Genomic DNA, 22,372 nt, shown 5'->3' with positions numbered 1-22,372 from the left:
AAAGGAAATTACGATGGATATCAATCACTACCCGCAACTTAACCCGCCACAGCGTCTGCTGATGGGGCCTGGACCGATCAATGCCGATCCACGTGTGCTGCGCGCCATGTCGAGTCAGCTGCTGGGGCAGTACGATCCCGCGATGACCCACTACATGAATGAAGTGATGGCGCTCTATCGCGGCGTGTTTCGCACAGAGAACCGCTGGACACTGCTGATTGACGGCACCTCCCGCGCCGGTATCGAATCGATTCTGCTGTCATCGATCCGGCCTGGCGACAAAGTGCTGGTACCGGTGTTTGGCCGCTTTGGTCATCTGCTGTGCGAAATTGCCCGCCGCTGTCGGGCGGAAGTGCACACCATTGAAGTGCCGTGGGGCGAAGTCTTTACTCCCGACCAGATTGAAGATGCGATCAAAAAAGTGCGGCCGCGCCTGCTGCTGACCGTGCAGGGCGACACCTCAACCACCATGCTGCAGCCGCTTGAGCAACTGGGTGCGATCTGCAAACAGTATGGCGTACTGTTCTACACCGATTCCACCGCGTCGCTGGCGGGTAACGCGCTGGAAACGGACGCCTGGGGACTCGATGCCGTATCCGCGGGGATGCAGAAATGCCTGGGCGGTCCATCGGGTACCTCGCCGATCACGCTGAGTGCAGAGATGGAAGCGGTGATCCGCAAACGCAAATGCGTAGAGCAGGGGATCCGCACCGAGGCGCATCAGGATGGCGAAGAGGAGATGATCTACTCCAACTATTTTGATCTCGGCATGATCATGGATTACTGGGGGCCGGAGCGGCTCAACCACCATACCGAAGCGACCAGTGCGCTGTTTGGCGCGCGCGAGTGCGCCCGGCTGATCCTGCAGGAGGGGCTGGACAACGGCATCGCCCGCCACAAGCTGCACGGTGAAGCATTGCTAAAAGGCATTCAGGGGATGGGGCTGGAGACCTTCGGCGACCTGAAACACAAAATGAACAACGTGCTGGGCGTGATGATCCCGTCTGGCGTAAACGGCGATCAGGTGCGCAAGCTGATGCTGGAAGATTTCGGCATTGAGATTGGCACCTCGTTTGGCCCGCTGCATGGCAAGGTGTGGCGCATCGGCACCATGGGCTACAACGCGCGTAAAGATTGCGTGATGCAGACTCTCTCCGCGCTGGAAACGGTGCTGACCTATGTCGGCTATCGCACGCCGCAGGGTGCCGCGGCGCAGGCCGCCTGGGATCACTACGGGAGCCACGCATGATGATGAGCGCCAGCGAAGCCCAGGCCGCTGCACAGCGCGTTATGGCGCGCTGCGATGCGCTGGCGGCGATCAGCGAAACGGCCGAGGGGCTGACCCGCGTCTACCTCTCACCCGAACATCTGCGCGCCAACGCCTGTGTCGGTGAGTGGATGCAGGCGGCGGGGATGCAGGTGTGGCAGGATGAAGTGGGCAATATCTGTGGGCGCTACGAGGCGGCAGAAGCGGGTGCACCCGCGTTATTGCTTGGTTCGCATCTCGACACGGTGCGCAACGCCGGTCGCTATGACGGCATGCTGGGCGTGCTCAGCGCCATTGAAACCGTACAGTGGCTTAACGAACATCAGCGCCGCTTACCGCTGGCGATTGAAGTCATTGGCTTTGGTGACGAAGAGGGCACCCGTTTTGGCATTACGCTGCTCGGCAGTCGTGGCATTACCGGCAGCTGGCCGCAAAGCTGGGTGACGCATCCTGACGGCAACGGCATTACCGTGGCGCAGGCGATGGCGGATGTCGGGCTCGACAGCGACAGGATCGCATCTGCGGCGCGGCGGATTGAGGATATCGTCGGTTATCTTGAGCTGCACATCGAGCAGGGCCCCTGCCTGGAGCAGGAGGATCTGGCGCTCGGTGTGGTCACGGCCATCAACGGTGCGCGCCGCCTCAACTGCCGTTTCACCGGTGAAGCGGGCCATGCGGGCACGGTGCCGATGACCCACCGCAAAGATGCGCTGGCTGCTGCTGCCGAGTGGATGGTGTTTATTGAGCAGACCACCCGTGAGCAGGATCCGCAACTGGTGGCTACCGTCGGTACGATTAACTGCGCGCCGGGAGCGGTCAATGTAATCCCTGGCGAGGTATCGCTGTCGCTGGACGTGCGCGGTCCGCTGGACAACCCGCTGGAGACACTGCTCTCCAGTCTGTTAACCCAGGCGGAGGCGATTGCGCTGCGGCGTGGACTCCGCTTTGAGTCGAACGAATATTATCGCATCGGTGCCACCGCCTGTGACTCCGCGCTGCAACAGGCGCTGAGTCATGCGGTGGAAACGGTGCAGGGGCGCAGCCTGTCACTGCCGAGCGGTGCGGGGCACGACGCCATCGCTATCGCTGAACGCTGGCCGGTCGGCATGCTATTTGTGCGTAACCATCGCGGTATCAGCCACCATCCGGCAGAGTCCGTGGCGGTGGCTGATGTGGCGCCCGCGCTGCAGGCTTATTTACAGGCGGTCTCGCTGATTGCTGAACGGAGCTGAACATGGAATTAGCCGCATTTAATCAGCTGTCGGCTGATGAGGCGCAGGCGGCCATCCGGCATTGTGTTGCCATTCCGCACTGGCAGCAGTCGCTGGTGGCGGCGCGGCCTTTTGACACCCTGGATGCGCTACGGGAAACCGCCGATGCGCTGGCCCGCCAGTGGCAGCAGCCTGAGCTGGAGGCCGCACTGTCGGCGCATCCCCGCATTGGCGAACGCGCGAACGGCGCGGATAAAGAAGCGGCACTTTCACGCGGAGAGCAGTCCGCCATGCAGCAGGCCGACAGCGCTTTGCAGCAGGCAATGCAGCAGGGGAATCAGGCGTATGAAGCCCGTTTTGGCCGGGTGTTTCTGATTCGCGCTAAAGGGCGCAGCGGCGAGCAGATGCTGGCAGAGTTGCAGCGTCGGTTGCAGAATAGCGATCCTGCCGAGCAGCAGGAGGTGCTGGATCAGCTGCGTGAGATTACCCTGTTACGCCTGAAGGAGACGATTCAATGAGTACTGTTACCACCCATATTCTGGACACGGCGCTGGGCAAACCGGCCAGCGGTGTAGCGATTTCACTTGAGCAGAACAGCACGGAAGGGTGGTTTCCGATTTCACAGGGTGAAACCGACAGCGACGGGCGTCTGAAAGATCTCACGCCCGAGCCGCTGACGCCGGGCCACTACCGTTTAACGGCAGAAATCGGCGACTATTTTGCCGCCGCCGGTCGGGATGCACTCTACGTCAGCGCGCAGATCGATTTTATGATTGCCGAAGCGGGCAGCCATTTTCATCTGCCGTTTCTGATTTCGCCCTGGTCCTGGTCAACTTATCGCGGCAGTTAATGGGCGGGCTGACTGCCCGCCCGCCATTCACAGCGAAAAGCGATCCGCATCCTGCCAGGCCGGGAAGCGCTCGCGATAAGCATTCAGTGCGTTCAGCGACAGCTCTGCGTCCAGCCTGGCGCGCTGGTGCGGCTCAGCCGCGCTGAGGATCTCGCCCTGCGGTGAAATAATCTGGCTGTCGCCGCTGTATTCATGCTGATTGCCGTCACTGCCGACGCGGTTACAGCCTGCTACATAAGCCTGATTTTCAATTGCCCGCGCCAGCAGCAGTGCCTGCCAGTGCAGTGCACGCGGTGCAGGCCAGTTGGCGACATAGAGCGCCAGATCGTAATCGTTGCGGTTGCGCGAGAAGACCGGGAAACGCAGGTCGTAACAGATTTGCGGCAGGATGCGCCAGCCGCGCCACTCAAACACCTGACGCTGTTCGCCAGGCAGATAGTGGTGATGCTCGTCCGCCATGCGGAACAGGTGGCGCTTGTCATACTGATGCAGCGTGCCGTCCGGCTCCACCAGCAGAAAGCGGTTTACCGCGCCGTGTTCGGTCTGAATCGCCGCGCTACCGCCGACCAGGGCATCGTTGCGACGGGCATGCTGATGCAGCCACTCCACCACCTGCGCCTGAGGCAGCGAGCTTTTCGCCGCTTCCATTGCAAAGCCGGTGGTAAACATCTCTGGCAGTAAAATCAGATCGCGCCCGGTGAGTCCATCCAGTTGCTCGTCAAAATGGCGCAGGTTGGCCTCGCCATCCATCCAGCTCAGCGTCTCCTGCAGTAACGTGATTTTTAAAGCTGACATAAGCGCTCCGCGGCGGCATCTAATGTCGCCGGCTGTTTGGCAAAACAGAGGCGGATCAGTTTATGAGGAAAGGCATCGGCGCAGAACACCGACAGAGGAATCGCGGCAACGCCCACTTCGCGGGTCAGCCACTGGCAGAAACTGACATCATCCAGATCGGAGATGGCGCTGTAATCGACCAGCAAAAAGTAGGTACCTTCGCAGGGAAGCACCTTAAAGCGGCTGCTGCTTAGCGCCGTTGCCAGCCGATCGCGGCGGTCGCGATAAAACGCCGGCAGCTCAAGATAGTGCTCCGGATGCTCACGCAGCATATCGGCAATCGCCAGCTGCGCCGGCGTATTCACCGAGAAGGTCAGATACTGATGCACCTTGCGCAGTTCCGCGCTGATCGCGGCAGGGGCAATGCAGTAGCCCACTTTCCAGCCGGTCATATGGAAGGTCTTACCAAACGACGACACCGCGATAGCGCGCTGGCGCAGTTCGGGATGTGCCAGCACGCTGGCGTGGCCTGCCTGATCGAAGCAGATGTGCTCATAGACTTCGTCGCTCAGTACATAGACCGGTCGCGCAGCAATCGCCTGCCATAGCGCGGTGAAATCCTGCTGCTGCCAGACGGTGGCGGAAGGATTGTGCGGCGTATTCAGGATCACCAGCCGGGTTTTATCACTCAGCAGCGCAGCAAACGCCTGCCAGTCCACCCGGAAAGCGGGCGGCTGCAGCGTAATGCGTTTCATCACGCCGCCCGACAACTCTACCGCAGGCGCATAGCTGTCGTAGCTGGGATCAAAGCAGATCACCTCATCACCTGGCCGCACCAGCGCGGTAATCGCCGCATAGAGCGCTTCGGTTGCGCCCGCCGTCACCGTAATCTCTGTTTCGACATCAGGACGATAGTCATAGAGCCGCGCGGTTTTCTCTGCAATCGCCTCACGTAACGGCAGCGCACCGGTCATCGGCGCATACTGGTTCGCGCCCTGGCTGACATGATACGCCAGCCGCTGCTGCAGATAGTCCGGGCCGCTAAAATCAGGAAAGCCCTGAGAGAGATTGATAGCGTTATGCTGCTGCGCCAGCGCACTCATCTGGCTGAAAATGGTGGTGCCGAGCAAAGGGAGTTTACTCTCGGGGATCAGGTTGTGCTGCGTCATGATGTCAGGCCTTAAGCGCGAAGATTGATGCGGTGTCACCCGGTGTTTGTGCCACTATAAACAGGATGATAGTATTTGGCAATCAAGACGCTTAGATGGCTAAATGCGTCATGCTCCACACCTCAGCTTCGTTAGCTTCGTTTGCTTACCCCGGTCACTGACAAGTGTCAGCTCCCGGGGATGCGCGCACTTGCTGCCTTACTGAGATGCGGATCATTTAGCATTTACATGCGTCATGCTCCGGGCGTCAGCGGCGTTGGCTGCACTTACTTACCCCGGTCACTGACAAGTGTCAGCTCCCGGGGATGCGCGCACTTGCTGCCTTACTGAGATGCGGATCATCTGGCAGGACCCGGAGAGTATGGTTCAGCAGTCGGGCACGTTTGCTAACTGTTTAAGATTTTCAACCTGTTGTAATTTTATAGCCATTATCGTTATCTGGGCTGAGCCACCCGAGATCACATTTCACCGCAAGGAACTTTTATGTCGCAGAGTCTTCCATTAGATCAGCTGGTCGCCGCCTGTCACTGGATTGGCGAGAAAGGCTGGGCACCGGCCACCGGCGGAAATATGTCGGTGCGCCGCGATGAACATGTCTGCCTGCTGAGTGAATCGGGCAAAGATAAAGGCACGCTGACGCGGGATGACTTTATCGAGGTCGATATTGCCACCAGCCAGTCGCTCTCTGGCCGTAAGCCGTCGGCAGAAACCGGTCTGCACACGATGATCTATCGACTTTTTCCCGAGGCGGGCGCGGTGCTGCATACCCACACCGTGAATGCGACTGTTCTGTCGCGGGTGGAGCAGGGCGCGGCGCTGCTGCTGCACGGCTATGAGATGCAAAAATCGTTAAGTGGCCAGCACACCCATCTGGATACGCTGGCCATTCCTGTGTTCGACAACAGCCAGGACATTGCGGCGCTGGCGTCAGAAATTGAAGATTACGCTGCCCGCTTTCCGCTGCGTTACGGCTTTCTGCTGCGCGGTCACGGCTTAACCTGCTGGGGCCGGGATGTCAGCGAAGCACGCCGTCATCTGGAAGGTCTGGAATTTTTATTTGAATGTGAACGTCAACGTCGTCTGCTGGAGAGAGCATGATTCGCGCCATTGTTACTGATATCGAAGGCACCACGAGCGATATCCGTTTTGTACATAACATCCTGTTTCCCTACGCCCGTCAGCATCTGGCGAGCTTCCTGCGTGAAAATGCGCATCAGCCCGAGGTCGCCGCAGCGCTGCATTCGGTACGTGAGGAGGCCGGTCAGCCGCAGGCCGACCTGGATGCGGTGACAGAGATTCTGCTGGGGTTTATGGACCAGGATCGCAAATCAACGGGCCTGAAAGCGCTGCAGGGCATGATCTGGCGCGATGGCTATGTTAACGGCAGTTTTACCGGCCATCTCTATCCTGACGTCCTGCCAGCACTGACCCGCTGGAAGGCGCAGGGCATTGAACTGTATGTATATTCCTCCGGTTCGGTTGCGGCGCAGAAATTGTTATTTGGCTACAGCGACGAAGGTGATATTACTGACCTCTTCAGCGGCTATTTTGATACGCACGTGGGTGCCAAACGCGAAGTCGCAGCCTATCGCGCTATCGCCGCTGAAATTGGTCAGCCAGCGGAGCAGCTGCTGTTTCTCTCCGATATTCATCAGGAGCTGGATGCCGCCGCTGAGGCGGGCTGGCAGACGCTGCAACTACTGCGTGGCGATGCGGACGGCGAGAGCCGCCATCGTCAGGTGACGGATTTTTCCCAGATTAACCCGGAGTCAATTTAGGATGAGCGCACTGACTATTTTTACCGACCGCGAAGCCAGCCAGCCGGTGTGGCACAGCACCGACGCGAAAGAGATTCGTGAACGCCTGAGCACCAAAGGCGTCCGTTTTGAGCGCTGGGAAGCCGATCGCGATCTGGGTGAAAATCCGGATCCCGAAACGGTGATCAACGCCTATCAGCATGCGATCGATCGGCTGGTGGCAGAGAAGGGCTATCAGAGCTGGGATGTGATCAGCATGCGCGCCGATAATCCGCAGAAAACCGTGCTGCGCGAGAAGTTCCTCTCTGAACATACACACGGCGAAGATGAGGTGCGTTTCTTTGTTGAGGGTGCCGGACTCTTCTGTCTGCACCTGGATGGCGAGATCCTGCAGATCCTCTGCGAAAAAAACGATCTGATCTCGGTACCAGCGGGAACACCACACTGGTTTGATATGGGATCGTCACCGCACTTCACGGCTATCCGTATTTTCGATAATCAGGAAGGCTGGGTAGCGAACTTTACCGGCGATAAGATTGCGGATGCCTATCCGCGTCTGGCGTAAACCGCCCGTTGTTTTCGCAAGGCGTTTGTCGCTCACGGTAAACGCCTTGCAGACCGTTATTGTGGCTGGAAAATGCCACCCTGAACCTGGTCAGGCGTGACTACCCCGGTGTCCAGTACCCAGCCGCTGATCAGGGTGGCGGGCGTGACATCAAACGCCGGGTTATAGACCTTCGCCGCTTCCGGCGCCCACTGCACGCTGCCAAAACTGCCGGCAACGCCCGTCACTTCACTGGCGGCGCGCTGTTCAATAGGAATCGCTGCGCCGTCCGGACAGCTGCGATCCAGCGTGGTATGCGGGGCCGCCACGTAAAACGGAATCTGATGATAATGGGCCAGCACCGCCAGGCTGTAGGTGCCGATTTTATTCGCCACATCGCCGTTGGCGGCAATGCGGTCAGCGCCTACCCATACGGCATCGACCTCTCCACGGGCCATCAGGCTGGCGGCCATGGAATCGGTAATCAGGGTGTAAGGAATCGCCAGCTCACCCAGCTCCCAGGCGGTTAACCGGCCGCCCTGTAACAGCGGACGGGTTTCATCAACCCAGACATTCTTAATCAGCCCCTTCTGATGGGCGCGGGCAATCACGCCAAGGGCGGTGCCCACACCGGCGGTGGCAAGTCCGCCGGTATTACAGTGGGTCAGCAGCTGGCTGCCGGGTTTTACCCGCGTACAACCCGCGTCAGCGATGGCGTCACACAGCTGCTTATCTTCCTGCACCAGCCGCCAGGCTTCCTCTGCCAGTGCGGGGGCAAAGTCCGGCTGCGCCAGCGCCAGTTTCATCCGGTCCAGATTGTTCATCAGATTGACAGCGGTAGGGCGGGCGGCGCGCAGGGTCGCCAGTGCCTGCGTCAGTTCAGCGCGCGTCTGCCCCTGTTCTGCCAGCAACGCCAGCAGCAGCGAGGCGGAAAGGCCGATCAGCGGCGCACCGCGCACCCGCAGCGCATGAATATGTTCAATCAGCTGGGGCACGCTGTGCGCGGGCAGCCAGTTCTTTTGCTGCGGCAGTGCCTGCTGATCCAGAATCCAGAGCTGATTGTCACGAACCTGTAAGCTGGTGGTTTGAAGTGTCTGCATTGTGGGTGAAATCCATGTTGCGTTAATGATACCTATTGTGCCAACATGCTGAACGGATGTATAGACGTCTGAACGGCTTATTACACCCAGGTTATCCCCCTTCGATTGATGAGGAACAGGCAATGTCGCAATACCGTACCTTTACTGCTGCTGATGCTGTGGAATATGCCCGACAATTTGGCGGCGTGGACAATCCTGCCGCGCTGAGCAGCGCAGAAGAGATTGGTGATGGCAACCTCAACCTGGTGTTTAAAATTTATGACGATCAGGGCAACAGCCGGGTAGTGGTCAAGCAGGCGCTGCCCTATGTGCGCTGTGTGGGTGAGTCCTGGCCGTTGACGCTGGATCGGGCGCGGCTGGAAGCGCAGACCCTGGTCGAACACTACAAATATTGTCCGCAGCACACGGTGAAGATCACCCATTACGATGCGGAGCTGGCGGTGATGGTAATGGAAGATCTCTCCAGTCATCGCATCTGGCGCGGCGAGCTGGTGAAGGGCGCTTACTACCCGGAAGCGGCTCAGCAGTTAGGCGACTATCTGGCACAAACCCTGTTTCATACCTCCGATTTCATCCTGCATCCGCACCAGAAAAAAGCGGAAGTGGCGCGTTTCATTAATCCGGAAATGTGTGAAATCACCGAAGATCTTTTCTTTAACGATCCCTATACCGACCATGAGCGCAATAGCTATCCCGAAGCGCTTGAACCGCTGGTCGCCAGCCTGCGTAATGACGATGCACTGCGCATTGCGGTAGGCGGTCTCAAGCATCGTTTCTTTGCCCACGCTGAAGCGCTGCTGCATGGTGATATTCACAGCGGCTCGATTTTCGTTGCTGATGGCAGCCTGAAAGCGATTGATGCGGAATTTGGCTATTTTGGCCCTATCGGTTTTGATGTCGGCACCGCCATTGGCAACCTGCTGATTAACTACTGCGGCGTGCCGGGTCTGCTGCCACCGCGTGAGGCCGCCGATGCACGCGAGCAGCGTCTCAGCGATGTGCACACCCTCTGGACCACCTTTGCCGCGGGCTTTCTGGCACTGGCGGCAGAGAAAACCCGTGATGAGGCGCTGGCTTATCCAGGCTATGCGGAGGCGTTTCTGCGTAAAGTATGGGCTGATACCATTGGTTACTGCGGCACCGAACTAATTCGCCGCACGGTGGGGATGTCACACGTGGCGGATATGAAGCTGATTGCCGATCCGGCGATGCGTACCGACTGCATCCGTAATGCAATTAATCTGGGACGCACGCTGATTCTGGCGGCCGATCATGTAGAAGATGTGGATGCGCTGATTGCCCGCATCCGTCAGGCGGGATAAAAAAAGCCGACGTGATGTCGGCTTTCAGGTAAATCAAAGGCTGGCTGTAAGAGTGTGCCCGCGCCGGAAACAGGGGCAGATCGGAAAGTCGCTAAAGCCATCCCTGGCTCGCTCGGCGCGCGTCGTCCTGACGCGGGACGCTTTCCTCTTCTGACCCTGTTCCCTGCGCCGGTGATGCAGGCTAACGCTAAACCTATGCTGCCTCACTCGCCCGCGACGCAGCCTGAGGGGCTTTCTCTGGCACCGGCACTGCCAGCGCATCCGCCTCAAACTCATCGACGTTAATCGAACGCAGGCGGCTGGCCTCAGCACGCTGCAACACTTCAGCCTCTTTAGCATCAATCCAGCCCTGCTCCAGCGCGCGCTTCGCCAGCGCATCCAGCCGGGTAAAGGAGAGGTGCTGCTTCGTCTGTTTGCACAGCCTGTCATGGATCACTTCTGCCGCCATCACATCCTGCAACGCCTGTTCCAGCTGACCGGCAGGGTTGTGCTCGCTGGGCGTCAGGTACATGCCACGGCCCAGACGGCTGCGGGTAGCTGACGGCTGTTGCAGCAGTTTTGCCAGCTGATGGTCCAGACGGTCAGACGGAGCAGGGCAGTGATGACCGCCTGCAAAAATAGTCATCCGCAATGCGCCCGCGACCAGACGGTTCGGGAAGTTACGCAGCAGATCGTCCATCGCGACTTCCGCCTGATGTAACGCATCCTGCACGCCCCAGTGCACCAGCGGCAGATCGGCTTCGTTGCGGCCTTCATCGTCATAGCGTTTCAGCGTCGCCGAAGCGAGATAGAGCTGGCTCAGCACATCGCCCAGACGCGCCGAAATACGCTCACGACGTTTCAGGCTGCCGCCCAGCACCGCCATCGACACATCAGAGAGCAACGCCAGGTTGGCACTGATGCGGTTCAGATGCTGATAGTAACGACGGGTGCCATCGCGGGTCGGGGTGGCGCTGGTGCGTCCGGCGGTTAAGCCCAGCCACAGGCTGCGCATGGTGCTGCTGCCGACATGACCGATGTGGCTGAACAGCGCCTGATCAAACGCGTTAACATCGTTGCTGGCTGCTGCCGCCATCTCCTGCAGTACATAAGGATGGCAGCGAATCGCACCCTGTCCGAAGATAATCATGCTGCGGGTCAGAATATTAGCGCCTTCCACCGTGATGGCGATGGGCGCACCCTGATAGGCGCGGGCCAGGAAGTTACTGTTACCCAGCATAATGCCTTTACCGCCGGCAATATCCATGGCGTCGATAATGGCGCGCTGACCGCGATGGGTGCAGTGATATTTCACAATCGCCGACAGCACAGCCGGTTTTTCACCCTGCATAATACCGGCCGTAATCAGCGTGGCCGCCGCATCCATCACGTAGGCGTTACCGGCAATGCGCGCCAGCGGCTCTTCAATCCCTTCCATCTTACCGATTGAGACGCGGAACTGACGACGGATATGGGCATAGGCGCCTGTCGCCAGCGCCACACTTTTCAGGCTGCCGGTTGAGTTCGATGGCAGCGTAATGCCGCGACCCACAGACAGACACTCCACCAGCATCCGCCAGCCCTGACCGGCCATTTGTGGGCCGCCGATAATATAATCAATCGGCACAAAGATATTATTGCCGCGTGTCGGCCCGTTCTGGAACGGCACGTTAAGCGGGAAGTGGCGATGACCTATCTCCACGCCGGGCGTGTTGGTCGGGATCAGCGCACAGGTAATGCCAGGATTTTCGTTATCGCTGAGCAGATGATCCGGATCGGAGAGTTTAAATGCCAGCCCCAGCACGGTGGCGATCGGCGCCAGCGTAATATAACGCTTGTTCCAGGTCAGCCGCATGCCCAGCACCTGCTGACCCTGCCACTCGCCCATGCAGACCACGCCGGTATCGGGGATGGCTCCGGCATCTGAGCCCGCTTCCGGACTGGTCAGCGCAAAGCAGGGGATCTCATCGCCGCGTGCCAGCCGGGGTAAATAGTGATTTTTCTGCTCTTCAGTGCCGTAGTGTTGCAGCAGTTCGCCCGGACCTAATGAGTTAGGCACGCCTACGGTAATCGCCAGAATCCCGGAGACGCCCGACAGTTTTTGCAGCACGCAGGCCTGCGCATAGGCGGAGAAATCGAGTCCGCCATACTCTTTTTTGATAATCAGCGCGAAGAAACGATGCTCTTTCAGATAAGCCCACAGTTCCGGCGGCATATCGGCCAGCTCATGGGTGATCTGGAAATCATTGGCCATGCGACATGCTTCTTCAACCGGACCATTGAGAAAAGCCTGCTCGTCGGCGGTCAGGCGCGGCTGCGGATAGTTGTGCAGCTTCTGCCAGTCTGGTTTGCCCTGAAACAGATCGCCTTCCCACCAGGTGGTGCCCGCATCGATCGCTTCTTTTTCGGTGCGTGACATCGGCGGCATCACCTGCTGGAAGCGCTGAAACATCGGCTTTGAAAACAGGCTGCGGCGCAGTGACGGCAGGTTGAACGGCAGCAGGATGATCGCCAGCGGCAACAGTAACCATGGCGTCCAGAGGTGAGCAAAAGCCATCGCAGCAGTCCACAGCAGCAGAATCGCGCTGCTGAGCCGCAACGACAGGCGGTGATAGAACAGGGCGCCAATCAGCGCCACTGTGGCAAGTATCGAGACAACCATCATAATGAACCGCTCCAAGTAGTAAGAGGTCTGACCTGTTATGTAGAGAGGTTTAGAGCAGTTGGGTTGATTTATCAATTTGTTTACATCGCAATTACAACCTGCCTCACAAAAACCGATTTCTGTCCATTTTTGCATCACCCGCTGCAGTGATAATCGCCGCCACTGCCTGGCCAGCCATGGCATGACGCTTTGCGCTGACCGGCCATTCCGTTAAACTTGCTGCGATTAACCTCTCCTAAAAAAGGACATCCCTATGTACCAGGACATTATCCGCTCTGAGCTTAATGAAGCTGCTGATACGCTGAATAAATTCCTCAGCGACGAGGCCAATATCCATGCGATCCAGCGTGCGGCGGTGCTGCTGGCTGACAGCTTTAAGGCGGGCGGCAAGGTGCTTTCCTGCGGTAACGGCGGTTCACATTGCGATGCGATGCATTTCGCTGAAGAGCTGACCGGTCGCTACCGCGAAAATCGTCCTGGCTATCCGGCGATTGCCATCTCTGATGTCAGCCATCTCTCCTGCGTCAGTAATGATTTTGGTTATGACTATGTCTTTTCACGCTATGTGGAAGCGGTAGGGCGTCCGGGCGATGTGCTGCTGGGCCTCTCAACTTCCGGTAACTCTGCCAATATCATTAAAGCGATTGAAGCTGCCCGTGCGCAGGGGATGAAAGTGATCACCCTGACCGGTAAAGATGGCGGTAAGATGGCAGGCAGTGCCGACATTGAAATCCGGGTGCCACACTTTGGTTATGCCGATCGCATCCAGGAGATCCACATTAAAGTGATCCACATCCTGATGCTGCTGATCGAAAAAGAGATGGTGAAGTAACTGCGCTGGCCTCCCGCCTGACGGGAGGCCGCTTACTCTAAGGCGGTGGCTATGTGCGAATTGCTCGGGATGAGCGCCAATGTTCCCACGGATATCTGTTTCAGCTTTACCGGTCTGGTTCAGCGTGGCGGTGGAACCGGGCCTCACAAAGATGGCTGGGGCATTACCTTCTACGAAGATAAAGGTTGTCGTACGTTTAAAGATCCGCTGCCGAGCTTTAACTCGCCGATTGCGCGTCTGGTGCAGGAGTATCCGATCAAATCGCATTCGGTGGTGGCGCACATCCGCCAGGCGAATCGCGGGCAGGTGTCGCTGGAAAATACCCACCCGTTTACCCGTGAGTTGTGGGGCCGTAACTGGACCTATGCGCACAACGGGCAGCTCAGGGGCTATCGGCAGCTGGAGACCGGCACATTCCGGCCGGTGGGCGAAACGGACAGCGAGAAGGCGTTCTGCTGGATCCTGCATCAGCTGGCGACGCGCTATCCACGTACGCCCGGCAACTGGCCTGCGGTATTTCGTTTTATCGGGGAGCTTGCCGGCACGTTGCGGCAGAAGGGCGTGTTTAACATGCTGCTGTCAGACGGCCGTTATCTGATGGCCTTTTGCTCCACCAATCTTTACTGGATCACCCGTCGCGCACCCTTTGGCCGGGCGCAGTTACTGGATCAGGATGTGGAGGTCGATTTTCAGCAGCACACCACGCCGCATGACGTGGTGACGGTGATTGCTACGCAGCCACTGACGGCCAATGAAACCTGGCAGCGGATCGTGCCAGGTGAATGGGCGTTATTCTGCCTTGGAGAGCGCCAGGAATGAACGTGAAGCGGCTTCGGGACTGGCTAAAACCGGTGCCGGGCTGCTGTTCATCACATACTTACCGCTGGCGACATTGACCATCGGCGGCTGATGATATTTAGCAAAGTAAGCATATCCCGGCTGCAGCTGCTGCCAGAAACTGGCATAGGTGGAGTAGCGGTGACGCTGCATATTGCTGTCGGTCATGCGGAATGGATAGATGCTGATGCTGATATCCTGCTGGCCGTTACGCAGCGCGGCATTCACATAGGTAAAAATCTCATCCATATAGGCGTTAGTCATGGCATAGCAGCCAATCGACTTACAGTCGCCATGAATCATCAGGTAATTGCCGCTGTAGCCCTGATTACGATCGTACTGATTCGGAAAGCCGATGTTGATCGCGCGATAAAACCGGCTATCCGGCTTCAGCTGATTCAGCTTCACGTTGTAAAAACCTTCCGGGCTTTTGAAATCGCCTTCACGGCGTTTCGGGCCGAGGCCGCCAGAAAAGTTACAGATGCGGTAGGTGTCCAGCAGGCGGTATTCGTTACCGATTTTGCCGTAGAGTTCGAGCGTGCGTTCTTCCTTGAAGATCTGGATATAGACCGGGGTGCCGAGTAACTGCTTCTTTAATTCTTTGCTGACCGGTGCCGTTGAGACGGGTTCGGGTGTCATTGCCATGCTGAGGGCTGGCAGTAAAATCATCGCAAACAGGAGTGCGATTTTGCCCATGCTGTGTGTACCTTGAGGTGAAGAGAACATGACGCAAAATGTGCGTCTCTGTTTGCATTATCGGAACTGTCCGCTACCGCAGCGCAACATTAAACATTGTCTGTTTTTTTAGCAAGACGGCGTCAGCCAAATTCGCGATTTACTGAAGGATATTCGACCAGAAATTTGTAAACTTTAATCGTCAGCGCGACAAATATTGCAGTTACCCCTGCCAACTGTATACTTATCCAGTGCCGGAGGGGGTATGCGTAAAATCATTCATGTCGATATGGACTGCTTCTATGCCGCGGTGGAGATGCGTGATAATCCCCAGCTGCGCGACATCCCGATCGCCATTGGTGGCAGCCGCGAACGTCGCGGCGTGATCAGCACCGCCAACTATCCGGCGCGCAAATTTGGCGTGCGCAGCGCGATGCCAACCGGCATGGCCCTCAAGTTATGCCCGCATCTGCGTCTGCTGCCAGGACGCTTCGACGCCTATAAAGAAGCCTCCGCGCAGATCCGCGACATCTTTACCCGCTATACGCCGCTGATTGAACCGCTCTCCCTTGATGAAGCTTACCTGGATGTCACCGACAGCCCCCACTGTCACGGCTCTGCCACACTGATGGCGCAGGCGATCCGCGCCACCATCTACCGTGAAACCGGGCTTACCGCCTCAGCGGGCATCGCCCCGATTAAATTTCTGGCGAAGATCGCCTCTGACCTCAATAAGCCGGACGGCCAGTTCGTGATTACCCCGCCGGAGATGTCCGGTTTTCTGCTGACTCTGCCGCTGGCGAAGATCCCTGGCGTCGGCAAGGTCTCGGCCAAAAAGCTGGAAGAGATGGGGCTGGTGACCTGTGGCGACGTGCAGAAGGCGGACTTAGCGCTGCTGTTAAAGCGCTTTGGTAAGTTTGGCCGGGTGCTGTGGGAGCGCAGCAATGGCATTGATGACCGCAGCGTGATCGTTGAGCGCGAACGTAAATCGCTGGGGGTTGAACGGACGCTGGCGGAAGATATCAGCGACTGGGATGCCTGCCTGGAAATTATCGATTTTCTCTACGCCGAACTGGAACGCCGGCTGACGCAGATCCGACCTGACAAGCAGGTGGCGCGACAGGGCGTCAAACTGAAGTTCAGTGATTTTCAGCAGACGACCCAGGAGCATATCTGGCCGGTGCTGAATAAAGAGGACATGATTTCCATCGCCCGTAAAACCTGGGATGAGCGTCGTGCCGGGCGCGGCGTGCGGCTGGTGGGATTACATGTGACGATGGTGGATCCCCAGCTGGAGCGTCAGCTGCTGCTGGGTCTGTAACCGTCAGCCTCACCGACCGGCAAGGCTGACATCCGATTACTTCTTATATTTCGCCGCCAGGGTCGCAAACCACGGTGCGACGAAATCCTCATTGCTGCCCCAGCCCGGAATGATCTTGTTCAGCGACGCGACGTTCACCGCGCCAGGCTGGCTGTTAAGCTGCTGCTGAGAGATCGATGCCGCTTTAAACTGATAAGTCGCTGGCGTCTCTTCACCGGCAATTTTCTTCGCCACCAGACGCATATTCACCGCGCCAATAGTTTTAGGATCCACCGCTACCGTCTGCACCCACGGGCTGTTTTTCTCGCGCATCAGCTGCAAATCCTGGTTCGAGACATCAATGCTGTAGAGCTTGATCTCGGTACGGCCATTCTCCTGCAGCGCTTTGTAAGCGCCCTGGCTGAAGGCATCCCAGGCACCCCAGATGGCGTCGATTTTGCCTTTCGGGTATTTCGCCAGAATCGCGCCAATTTTATTGGCGGTGTCGCCCTGAACGTCAGTTGAAACCGCACCAATCGACTCAAGCTGATGAATGCCCGGATTCTCTTTCAGCAGTTTTTCATACACCACCTGACGGCGTTCCATCGGCGGGAAACCGGCAACCCATAGCTTGACGATGTTCGCCTTGCCGTTGAAATCATGGATGAGCTGGCCCAGCGACAGCTGCGCCAGTGAAGCGTCATCCTGCGCGGTGACGGTGACGCCCGGGATCGGGCTATCCACCGGCGTATCAAACACCGACAGCTTAATGCCTGCATCGGCAATGCGCTTCACCAGTCCGCTGGCGTAGGGCGCTTTACCGTGCGACAGCACGATGCCGTCATATTTCTGGCTGATCGCCTGATTCACGAAATCCTGGAAGCGCGCATCGTCGCCATTGCTGAGGAAGGTGCTGACCTTGAAGCCAAGCTGGCGACCCTGCTGAATGGCACCGGCAACAAACTGGGTGGTGTTGTCATCGGAGCCGAGATTGCGGATCACCGCAATACGGATCGGGCCATCATGACTGGCGATAGCCGCAGGCACCGGCGTGACGGTATCCGCGAAGGCGGCGCTGGCGTTCAGCAGGCTCAGGGCCAGCAGCGAGAGTGTTATTTTTTGCATTGTTATCAACTCCGGTAAACGCGCCTCAGCGGCGCTGGATATAGGTGATCGCCAGTGCTAAAGCCAGCACCAGCCCTTTAATAATGTCCATGGCGTAGTAGGGAACAGAGAGCATCACCAGACCGTTCTGCAGCACGCCGAGGATCACCGCACCGACCAGCGTGCCCAGCGCATTCGGCTTGCCGGAGCCCGCCAGTGAGAAGCCAATCCACGCCGCCGCGACGGCGTCCATCAGGTAGCCGCTACCGGCGTTCACCTGCGAGGAGCCGATACGCGAGGCGAGCAGAATGCCGCCCAGACCGGCCAGCAGTGAGGCGATCACATAAGCCAGCACCCGATAGCGGGTGGTGCGGATGCCGGAGAGGCGTGCCGCTTCCGGATTGCCGCCCAGCGCATACATCCGGCGACCATGTTTAGTCAGTGAGAGCGCCAGCTGCGCGGCGACGGTGACGACCAGCATGATGATGACGATGGTGGGCACCTGGCCGAGCAGGCCAAACGCCGCCGGAATGGTGCCTTCCGCCATATCACCGCTCGGCAGCACCATGTTCTCGGTGATCGATCCGCCAAAGCTGTAGGTCATCGCCACACCCTGAATCACGAACAGTGTCGCCAGCGTTGCCAGCATGTCGGGAATGCGCAGGATCACAATCAGAAAGGCGTTAAACAGCCCGACCAGGGTGCAGAGCGCCAGGGTGAGCAGGATGGCGGTGGTAGTGCCGAAGCCGTACCAGACAAACAGAGAAATCACCAGCGCATTGGCCAGCGAGGCGGTCGATCCGACCGACAGATCAAAGCCGCCAACGGTCAGCGAGATCGAGACGCCGATCGCAATCACCGTGACAATGGCAATTGAGCGCAGAATATTGATGATGTTGTTGGGTTCAAGGAAGCTGTCGGAGGCGAGACCAAAGGCGGCGATCAGGATCACCACCGTGAGCAACATGCCCCATTTATAGAGAAAGTCGAACAACTGGTGACGCCACGGCGAGGCTGTCAGATTCAGGCTGGTTTCTTTGCTGCTCACGCAGGGGTTCCTCCGGTGGAATAGAGCAAAAGCGTCTCTTCGGTGACGTCGCGTGCAGCCAGCTCGGCCACAATGCGTCCATCCCAGAGCACGCAAATCCGGTCGCATAAACCGACCAGTTCAGAAAACTCTCCCGACGCGTAAATGATGCCTTTCCCCTCGCGCGCCAGGTTATCGATCAGGGTGAAGAGTTCGGTTTTGGCTTTGATATCGACGCCTTTCGTCGGCTCATCGAAAATCAGCACGTCGGCGTTGTTGCGCAGCCATTTGCCTATCGCCACTTTCTGCTGATTGCCGCCGGAGAGACGGCGCAGCGTCTGTGCCGGACCGGTGGTGCGCACCTGCAACTGCTGGATAACCTGCTCCGCCCAGCGCCACGCCTGGCGATGGCCAAACAGGCTCCAGCGCGAAAAGCTGTCGTCTGCGCTGACGCTGAGGTTCATTGCCACCGACTCATCAATAAAGATCCCCTCTTTGCGCCGCTCCTCCGGCACCAGCGCCATGCGGCGACTGACGGAGTCATGCGGCGAACGGGGCTGCCACGGCTGGCCATGCAGTTCACCGCGACTGACGCGGCTTTTGCTGGCACCAAACAGCGCCTTACAGAGTTCGGTTTTACCGGCACCGGCCAGGCCTGCAATGCCCAGAATTTCCCCTTTGTGCAATCGTAGCGAGATATCCTGCAGCAGTTGCTCATCATGAAGACCGTCAATCGCCAGCAGCAGCGGCTGAGTTTGCTGCGCACGACGGGCCGGGAAGATATCGGTGAGCTGATGCCCCAGCATCTTCTCCACGATCTGCTCACCGCTCAGTGCCGCCATCGGGCCGGTTTCGATCAACCGGCCATCACGCAGCACCGTCAGCTGGTCACAGATTGCTTTCAGTTCATGGATGCGGTGAGAGATAAACACCACGCCGATGCCGCTGGCCTGCAGGCGACGCACCACAGCAAACAGCCGCTCACTTTCATGCTGATCCAGCGGGGCGGTGGGTTCATCCAGAATCAGAAAGCGGCAGTGGTGTGACAGCGCGCGCGCCAGCAGAATTTGCTGCTTTTCAGCCAGGGTACAGCGCTCCACCAGCCGGTTGACGTCCAGCGCCACGTCGAGCTGAGCCAGCAGCGCCCGCGCCTGACGCCGAACCTCGCCCCAGCGATAGCGGTGGCCAGGCTCTGCCAGCCGATCCAGCAGAATGTTTTCCGCTACGCTGAGCTGCGGCACCAGCGCCACGTCCACTTCCTGCTGAACCAGATGGATACCCAGCCGTTTCGCATCACGCGGCGTACGGATGGAGACCGGCTCACCATCCAGCAGGATCTCGCCGCTGTAGTGGCTGTGCGCACCGGAAAGGATCGCCATCAGCGTTGACTTGCCCGCGCCGTTAGCGCCGGTCAGTGCATGTACCGAATGGCCGTCACTGCGGAAATCCACCGACGATAGCGCGGCAAACCCGCCAAAAGCGATGGAGATGTTACGCATCTCAAGGCAGTTTAACCCTGGCATGTCATTACTCTCCTGAAGAATCACTGGCCGCATTTTTTCCTGAACCTTCAGGCGCGGCAACAGCCGAAAGCGCATAAGCTAGCACGAAATCTTATTAGCCATCCAGACATCTGGACATAATGGCGGCTGTGACCAGCGAAGCGCGGGAAAGCGGCGGAATAACGGGGTAAAGGACGGAAAAGGCAGCGAATTATGCTGGGGGAAAGTCACAGGCATAAAAAAACCAGGCCGGAGCCTGGTTTACTTTTTTTGTGACAGAATTACTTTTCTGGCACCACATTCAGCAGGGTGGTCAGCAGTTTCCAGTAAAGGCCAACGCTTTCGATGTGAACCTGCTCATCCGGCGAGTGCGGCCCGGTGATGGTCGGCCCAATCGATACCATATCCATCTCCGGATACGGTTTTTTGAACAGACCACACTCCAGACCGGCGTGGATCACCTGAATGTTCGGGGTCTTATCAAACAGCGCGATATAGGTCTGACGGGTCAGCGCCATAATGGCGGAGTCCGCATCAGGCTGCCAGCCTGGGTAGCCGCCTTTCGCTTTGGTCTGTGCACCGGCCAGCTGGCCCAGTGAGGTCAGCATCTGCACCACATAATCGCGGCCGGTGTCGATCAGCGAACGGATCAGGCAGTTGATCTCTGCATGATCGGCTTCCATGGTCACCACACCGATATTCAGTGAGGTTTCTACTACGCCTTTCGCCACGTCGGAGTTGCGGATCACACCGTTTGGCATGCTGTTGAGCAGGTTCAGGAAGCGATCGCGGCTGTCAGCGTTCAGAGCATCACCCTGATGCGCCAGCGGCTCAGTGACCAGGGCGATGTTCGGCTCTTTGATGCCGTGCTCATTTTTGATGGCGCTCAGGAAGTGCGCCGCCGCTGATTTCAGCGCATCCGCTTTGTGGCTCTCGACCGCCACGGTAGCGAAGGCTTCACGCGGGATCGCGTTGCGCAGCGTACCGCCGCTGAAGGCCAGCAGACGCAGATCCAGTTCAGCAGCGTGTGCCGCCAGGAAGCGCGCCAGCAGTTTGTTGGCGTTGCCGAGGCCCATATGAATATCGGCACCGGAGTGACCGCCACGCAATCCTTTCAGCGTCAGCTTCAGGGTCTGGAATTCAGCAGGCACCGCTTCACGGGTCAGCGGCAGGGTGGTGACGAAGTCGATACCGCCCGCGCAGCCCATGTAGATCTCACCTTCTTCTTCGGAGTCGGTGTTGATCAGGATTTCTGCCTGCAGCCAGTTGGGTTGCAGACCGAATGCGCCATCCATACCGGTCTCTTCAGTCATGGTCAGCAGCACTTCCAGCGGGCCATGCGTCAGGCTGTTGTCAGCCAGTACTGCCAGCGCAGAAGCCATACCGATGCCGTTGTCCGCGCCCAGCGTGGTGCCGCGCGCTTTCACCCACTCGCCGTCAACCCAGGGCTGAATCGGATCTTTGGTGAAGTCATGAACGGTGTCGTTATTTTTCTGCGGCACCATATCCAGATGCGCCTGTAGCGCAACCGGGGTACGGTTTTCCATGCCTGCGGTGGCGGGCTTACGAATCAGGATGTTGCCGACCTGATCGCGCTCACACCAGAAGCCTTGCTCTTTGGCCCAGCCGACGATGTAACTCGCCAGCGCTTCTTCGTGAAAAGAGGGATGGGGAATAGAGCAGATCTTAGCGAAAATATCCCACAGCGGCTGTGGAGAGAGTTGAGACAATTCAGACACGACAGGTCTCCTGTGTCAGTGTACCGGCGAGGCCGGACATCGCGAGTTTCCAGTGAAAAATCGCCGTCAGAGAATCTGACGAGCCAGGCCCGAGAATATCACTGTTTTCTACCGGGTGCGCTCTCAGACGCGCTAAAAAGCCGCAACCAGTGCGCGGGTGCTGGTTTTTAGTGCGTCAACTCCTTATAATCTCGCGCAACCTTTTCCCCGTTGCACATTTTTACGCCACCTCGGTTGGCTGGGATTTCTATTCTATGAGCGAAAAATACGTCGTTACCTGGGACATGCTTCAGATTCATGCCCGTAAACTGGCCCAGCGCCTGCTTCCTGTTGAACAGTGGAAAGGCATTATCGCGGTGAGCCGCGGCGGTCTGGTACCGGCTTCGCTGCTGGCACGTGAACTGGGTATCCGCTACGTCGATACCGTCTGCATCTCCAGCTATGACCACGATCATCAGCGCGAAATGAAAGTCCTGAAGCGCGCAGAAGGCGACGGTGAAGGCTTTATCGTGATCGATGACCTGGTGGATACCGGCGGCACCGCCCAGGCGATTCGCGAGATGTATCCGAAAGCGCGTTTCTGCACCATTTTCGCTAAACCGGCCGGTCGCTCACTGGTTGATGATTATATTGTCGATATTCCGCAGGATACCTGGATCGAGCAGCCGTGGGATATGGGCGTGGTCTACATCCCGCCGATTGTTAAAAGCTGATTGAT

General features: G+C 58.2%; 21 protein-coding genes. 12 read left to right on the top strand and 9 right to left on the bottom strand.

The features are described from left to right. Positions 1–13 precede the first annotated feature (13 nt). From GVJ63_RS20980 to uraH, 4 genes are read left to right on the top strand one after another with little or no spacing between them, the layout of a single operon-like run. A complete protein-coding gene (locus tag GVJ63_RS20980; protein ID WP_010255157.1) occupies positions 14–1,249 on the top strand; it encodes an alanine--glyoxylate aminotransferase family protein in 1,236 nt (411 codons plus the stop codon). Next, on the top strand, positions 1,246–2,499 hold the full coding sequence (gene hpxK, locus GVJ63_RS20975) for an allantoate amidohydrolase (protein WP_158149535.1): 1,254 nt from the start codon (positions 1,246–1,248) through the stop codon (positions 2,497–2,499). The genes GVJ63_RS20980 and hpxK overlap by 4 nt, the downstream gene beginning before the upstream one ends. A 2-nt stretch (positions 2,500–2,501) precedes the next feature. Beyond that, entirely contained in the window at positions 2,502–2,996 is a 495-nt protein-coding gene (gene uraD / locus GVJ63_RS20970; protein ID WP_060679519.1) for a 2-oxo-4-hydroxy-4-carboxy-5-ureidoimidazoline decarboxylase, read from the top strand. Beyond that, a complete protein-coding gene (uraH, locus tag GVJ63_RS20965; RefSeq protein WP_060679521.1) occupies positions 2,993–3,328 on the top strand; it encodes a hydroxyisourate hydrolase in 336 nt (111 codons plus the stop codon). Before uraD ends, uraH begins: the two co-directional genes overlap by 4 nt. A gap of 27 nt (positions 3,329–3,355) precedes the next feature. Here uraH and GVJ63_RS20960 read toward each other — a convergent pair whose 3' ends face one another. Continuing rightward, on the bottom strand, positions 3,356–4,123 hold the full coding sequence (locus GVJ63_RS20960) for an amidohydrolase (protein WP_159227321.1): 768 nt from the start codon (positions 4,121–4,123) through the stop codon (positions 3,356–3,358). Further along, on the bottom strand, positions 4,111–5,271 hold the full coding sequence (locus GVJ63_RS20955; RefSeq protein WP_061704297.1) for a pyridoxal phosphate-dependent aminotransferase: 1,161 nt from the start codon (positions 5,269–5,271) through the stop codon (positions 4,111–4,113). Before GVJ63_RS20955 ends, GVJ63_RS20960 begins: the two co-directional genes overlap by 13 nt. Before the next feature lie 483 nt (positions 5,272–5,754). On the opposite strand from GVJ63_RS20955, the gene GVJ63_RS20950 reads away from it, so the two are divergent. From GVJ63_RS20950 to GVJ63_RS20940, 3 genes are read left to right on the top strand one after another with little or no spacing between them, the layout of a single operon-like run. Beyond that, the gene (locus GVJ63_RS20950; protein ID WP_010671154.1) at positions 5,755–6,369 is read left to right on the top strand and encodes a methylthioribulose 1-phosphate dehydratase; all 615 of its coding nucleotides are present in this window, start codon (positions 5,755–5,757) and stop codon (positions 6,367–6,369) included. Continuing rightward, entirely contained in the window at positions 6,366–7,049 is a 684-nt protein-coding gene (mtnC, locus tag GVJ63_RS20945; protein ID WP_158149531.1) for an acireductone synthase, read from the top strand. The genes GVJ63_RS20950 and mtnC overlap by 4 nt, the downstream gene beginning before the upstream one ends. A gap of 1 nt (position 7,050) precedes the next feature. Further along, on the top strand, positions 7,051–7,593 hold the full coding sequence (locus GVJ63_RS20940) for an acireductone dioxygenase (RefSeq protein ID WP_033756693.1): 543 nt from the start codon (positions 7,051–7,053) through the stop codon (positions 7,591–7,593). Between the two features lie 56 nt (positions 7,594–7,649). Here GVJ63_RS20940 and mtnA read toward each other — a convergent pair whose 3' ends face one another. After that, positions 7,650–8,672 (bottom strand): S-methyl-5-thioribose-1-phosphate isomerase, encoded by a 1,023-nt coding sequence (gene mtnA, locus GVJ63_RS20935; RefSeq protein WP_159227320.1) that lies wholly within the window; start codon positions 8,670–8,672, stop codon positions 7,650–7,652. 122 nt (positions 8,673–8,794) lie between these two features. On the opposite strand from mtnA, the gene mtnK reads away from it, so the two are divergent. After that, positions 8,795–9,994: an S-methyl-5-thioribose kinase gene (gene mtnK, locus GVJ63_RS20930; protein WP_154209603.1), complete on the top strand. Its 1,200-nt coding sequence runs from the start codon at positions 8,795–8,797 to the stop codon at positions 9,992–9,994. A 193-nt stretch (positions 9,995–10,187) separates the two neighbouring features. On the opposite strand, the gene fadE is transcribed toward mtnK, so the two are convergent. Continuing rightward, positions 10,188–12,638: an acyl-CoA dehydrogenase FadE gene (gene fadE / locus GVJ63_RS20925; protein ID WP_159227319.1), complete on the bottom strand. Its 2,451-nt coding sequence runs from the start codon at positions 12,636–12,638 to the stop codon at positions 10,188–10,190. A gap of 253 nt (positions 12,639–12,891) precedes the next feature. Here fadE and lpcA point away from each other — a divergent pair, with 253 nt between their 5' ends. Next, positions 12,892–13,470: a D-sedoheptulose 7-phosphate isomerase gene (gene lpcA, locus GVJ63_RS20920; RefSeq protein WP_010255178.1), complete on the top strand. Its 579-nt coding sequence runs from the start codon at positions 12,892–12,894 to the stop codon at positions 13,468–13,470. 51 nt (positions 13,471–13,521) lie between these two features. Then, complete coding sequence (locus GVJ63_RS20915) at positions 13,522–14,289, top strand: class II glutamine amidotransferase (RefSeq protein WP_010255181.1); 768 nt, start codon at positions 13,522–13,524, stop codon at positions 14,287–14,289. On the opposite strand, the gene dpaA is transcribed toward GVJ63_RS20915, so the two are convergent. Next, on the bottom strand, positions 14,260–15,003 hold the full coding sequence (gene dpaA / locus GVJ63_RS20910) for a peptidoglycan meso-diaminopimelic acid protein amidase (protein WP_010255183.1): 744 nt from the start codon (positions 15,001–15,003) through the stop codon (positions 14,260–14,262). The genes GVJ63_RS20915 and dpaA overlap by 30 nt on opposite strands. 244 nt (positions 15,004–15,247) lie before the next feature. On the opposite strand from dpaA, the gene dinB reads away from it, so the two are divergent. Further along, complete coding sequence (gene dinB, locus GVJ63_RS20905) at positions 15,248–16,303, top strand: DNA polymerase IV (protein ID WP_022625176.1); 1,056 nt, start codon at positions 15,248–15,250, stop codon at positions 16,301–16,303. 36 nt (positions 16,304–16,339) lie between these two features. On the opposite strand, the gene GVJ63_RS20900 is transcribed toward dinB, so the two are convergent. The 4 genes from GVJ63_RS20900 to pepD all read right to left on the bottom strand — a co-directional run bounded on the left by GVJ63_RS20900 (position 16,340) and on the right by pepD (position 21,654). Then, entirely contained in the window at positions 16,340–17,407 is a 1,068-nt protein-coding gene (locus GVJ63_RS20900; RefSeq protein ID WP_010255186.1) for a sugar ABC transporter substrate-binding protein, read from the bottom strand. Positions 17,408–17,432: 25 nt separating this feature from the next. Continuing rightward, positions 17,433–18,434, bottom strand: a complete 1,002-nt coding sequence (locus tag GVJ63_RS20895) for an ABC transporter permease (RefSeq protein WP_010671160.1) — start codon at positions 18,432–18,434, stop codon at positions 17,433–17,435. Next, complete coding sequence (locus tag GVJ63_RS20890; protein ID WP_031292786.1) at positions 18,431–19,936, bottom strand: sugar ABC transporter ATP-binding protein; 1,506 nt, start codon at positions 19,934–19,936, stop codon at positions 18,431–18,433. The genes GVJ63_RS20895 and GVJ63_RS20890 overlap by 4 nt, the downstream gene beginning before the upstream one ends. 260 nt (positions 19,937–20,196) lie before the next feature. Next, complete coding sequence (gene pepD / locus GVJ63_RS20885) at positions 20,197–21,654, bottom strand: beta-Ala-His dipeptidase (protein WP_010671162.1); 1,458 nt, start codon at positions 21,652–21,654, stop codon at positions 20,197–20,199. 254 nt (positions 21,655–21,908) lie between these two features. Between pepD and gpt the strand changes: the two genes are divergently transcribed. Next, positions 21,909–22,367: a xanthine phosphoribosyltransferase gene (gene gpt, locus GVJ63_RS20880; protein WP_009091894.1), complete on the top strand. Its 459-nt coding sequence runs from the start codon at positions 21,909–21,911 to the stop codon at positions 22,365–22,367. Positions 22,368–22,372 lie beyond the last annotated feature (5 nt).

This window comes from Pantoea sp. 18059, from assembly GCF_902706165.1.
Lineage (GTDB): Bacteria > Pseudomonadota > Gammaproteobacteria > Enterobacterales > Enterobacteriaceae > Pantoea > Pantoea agglomerans.
This window is presented reverse-complemented; position numbering and strand designations above follow the sequence as displayed.

What these genes read in the sequence shown, in the direction of transcription:
- mtnA (WP_159227320.1), bottom strand. Translation starts at nt 8,672, where the DNA reads ATGCAGACACTTCAAACCACCAGCTTACAGGTTCGTGACAATCAGCTC.
- GVJ63_RS20890 (WP_031292786.1), bottom strand. Translation starts at nt 19,936, where the DNA reads ATGCCAGGGTTAAACTGCCTTGAGATGCGTAACATCTCCATCGCTTTT.
- gpt (WP_009091894.1), top strand. Translation starts at nt 21,909, where the DNA reads ATGAGCGAAAAATACGTCGTTACCTGGGACATGCTTCAGATTCATGCC.
- mtnK (WP_154209603.1), top strand. Translation starts at nt 8,795, where the DNA reads ATGTCGCAATACCGTACCTTTACTGCTGCTGATGCTGTGGAATATGCC.
- dpaA (WP_010255183.1), bottom strand. Translation starts at nt 15,003, where the DNA reads ATGGGCAAAATCGCACTCCTGTTTGCGATGATTTTACTGCCAGCCCTC.
- uraH (WP_060679521.1), top strand. Translation starts at nt 2,993, where the DNA reads ATGAGTACTGTTACCACCCATATTCTGGACACGGCGCTGGGCAAACCG.
- GVJ63_RS20960 (WP_159227321.1), bottom strand. Translation starts at nt 4,123, where the DNA reads ATGTCAGCTTTAAAAATCACGTTACTGCAGGAGACGCTGAGCTGGATG.
- lpcA (WP_010255178.1), top strand. Translation starts at nt 12,892, where the DNA reads ATGTACCAGGACATTATCCGCTCTGAGCTTAATGAAGCTGCTGATACG.
- GVJ63_RS20940 (WP_033756693.1), top strand. Translation starts at nt 7,051, where the DNA reads ATGAGCGCACTGACTATTTTTACCGACCGCGAAGCCAGCCAGCCGGTG.
- dinB (WP_022625176.1), top strand. Translation starts at nt 15,248, where the DNA reads ATGCGTAAAATCATTCATGTCGATATGGACTGCTTCTATGCCGCGGTG.
- GVJ63_RS20955 (WP_061704297.1), bottom strand. Translation starts at nt 5,271, where the DNA reads ATGACGCAGCACAACCTGATCCCCGAGAGTAAACTCCCTTTGCTCGGC.
- mtnC (WP_158149531.1), top strand. Translation starts at nt 6,366, where the DNA reads ATGATTCGCGCCATTGTTACTGATATCGAAGGCACCACGAGCGATATC.
- hpxK (WP_158149535.1), top strand. Translation starts at nt 1,246, where the DNA reads ATGATGATGAGCGCCAGCGAAGCCCAGGCCGCTGCACAGCGCGTTATG.
- GVJ63_RS20900 (WP_010255186.1), bottom strand. Translation starts at nt 17,407, where the DNA reads ATGCAAAAAATAACACTCTCGCTGCTGGCCCTGAGCCTGCTGAACGCC.
- GVJ63_RS20980 (WP_010255157.1), top strand. Translation starts at nt 14, where the DNA reads ATGGATATCAATCACTACCCGCAACTTAACCCGCCACAGCGTCTGCTG.
- GVJ63_RS20915 (WP_010255181.1), top strand. Translation starts at nt 13,522, where the DNA reads ATGTGCGAATTGCTCGGGATGAGCGCCAATGTTCCCACGGATATCTGT.
- fadE (WP_159227319.1), bottom strand. Translation starts at nt 12,638, where the DNA reads ATGATGGTTGTCTCGATACTTGCCACAGTGGCGCTGATTGGCGCCCTG.
- uraD (WP_060679519.1), top strand. Translation starts at nt 2,502, where the DNA reads ATGGAATTAGCCGCATTTAATCAGCTGTCGGCTGATGAGGCGCAGGCG.
- GVJ63_RS20950 (WP_010671154.1), top strand. Translation starts at nt 5,755, where the DNA reads ATGTCGCAGAGTCTTCCATTAGATCAGCTGGTCGCCGCCTGTCACTGG.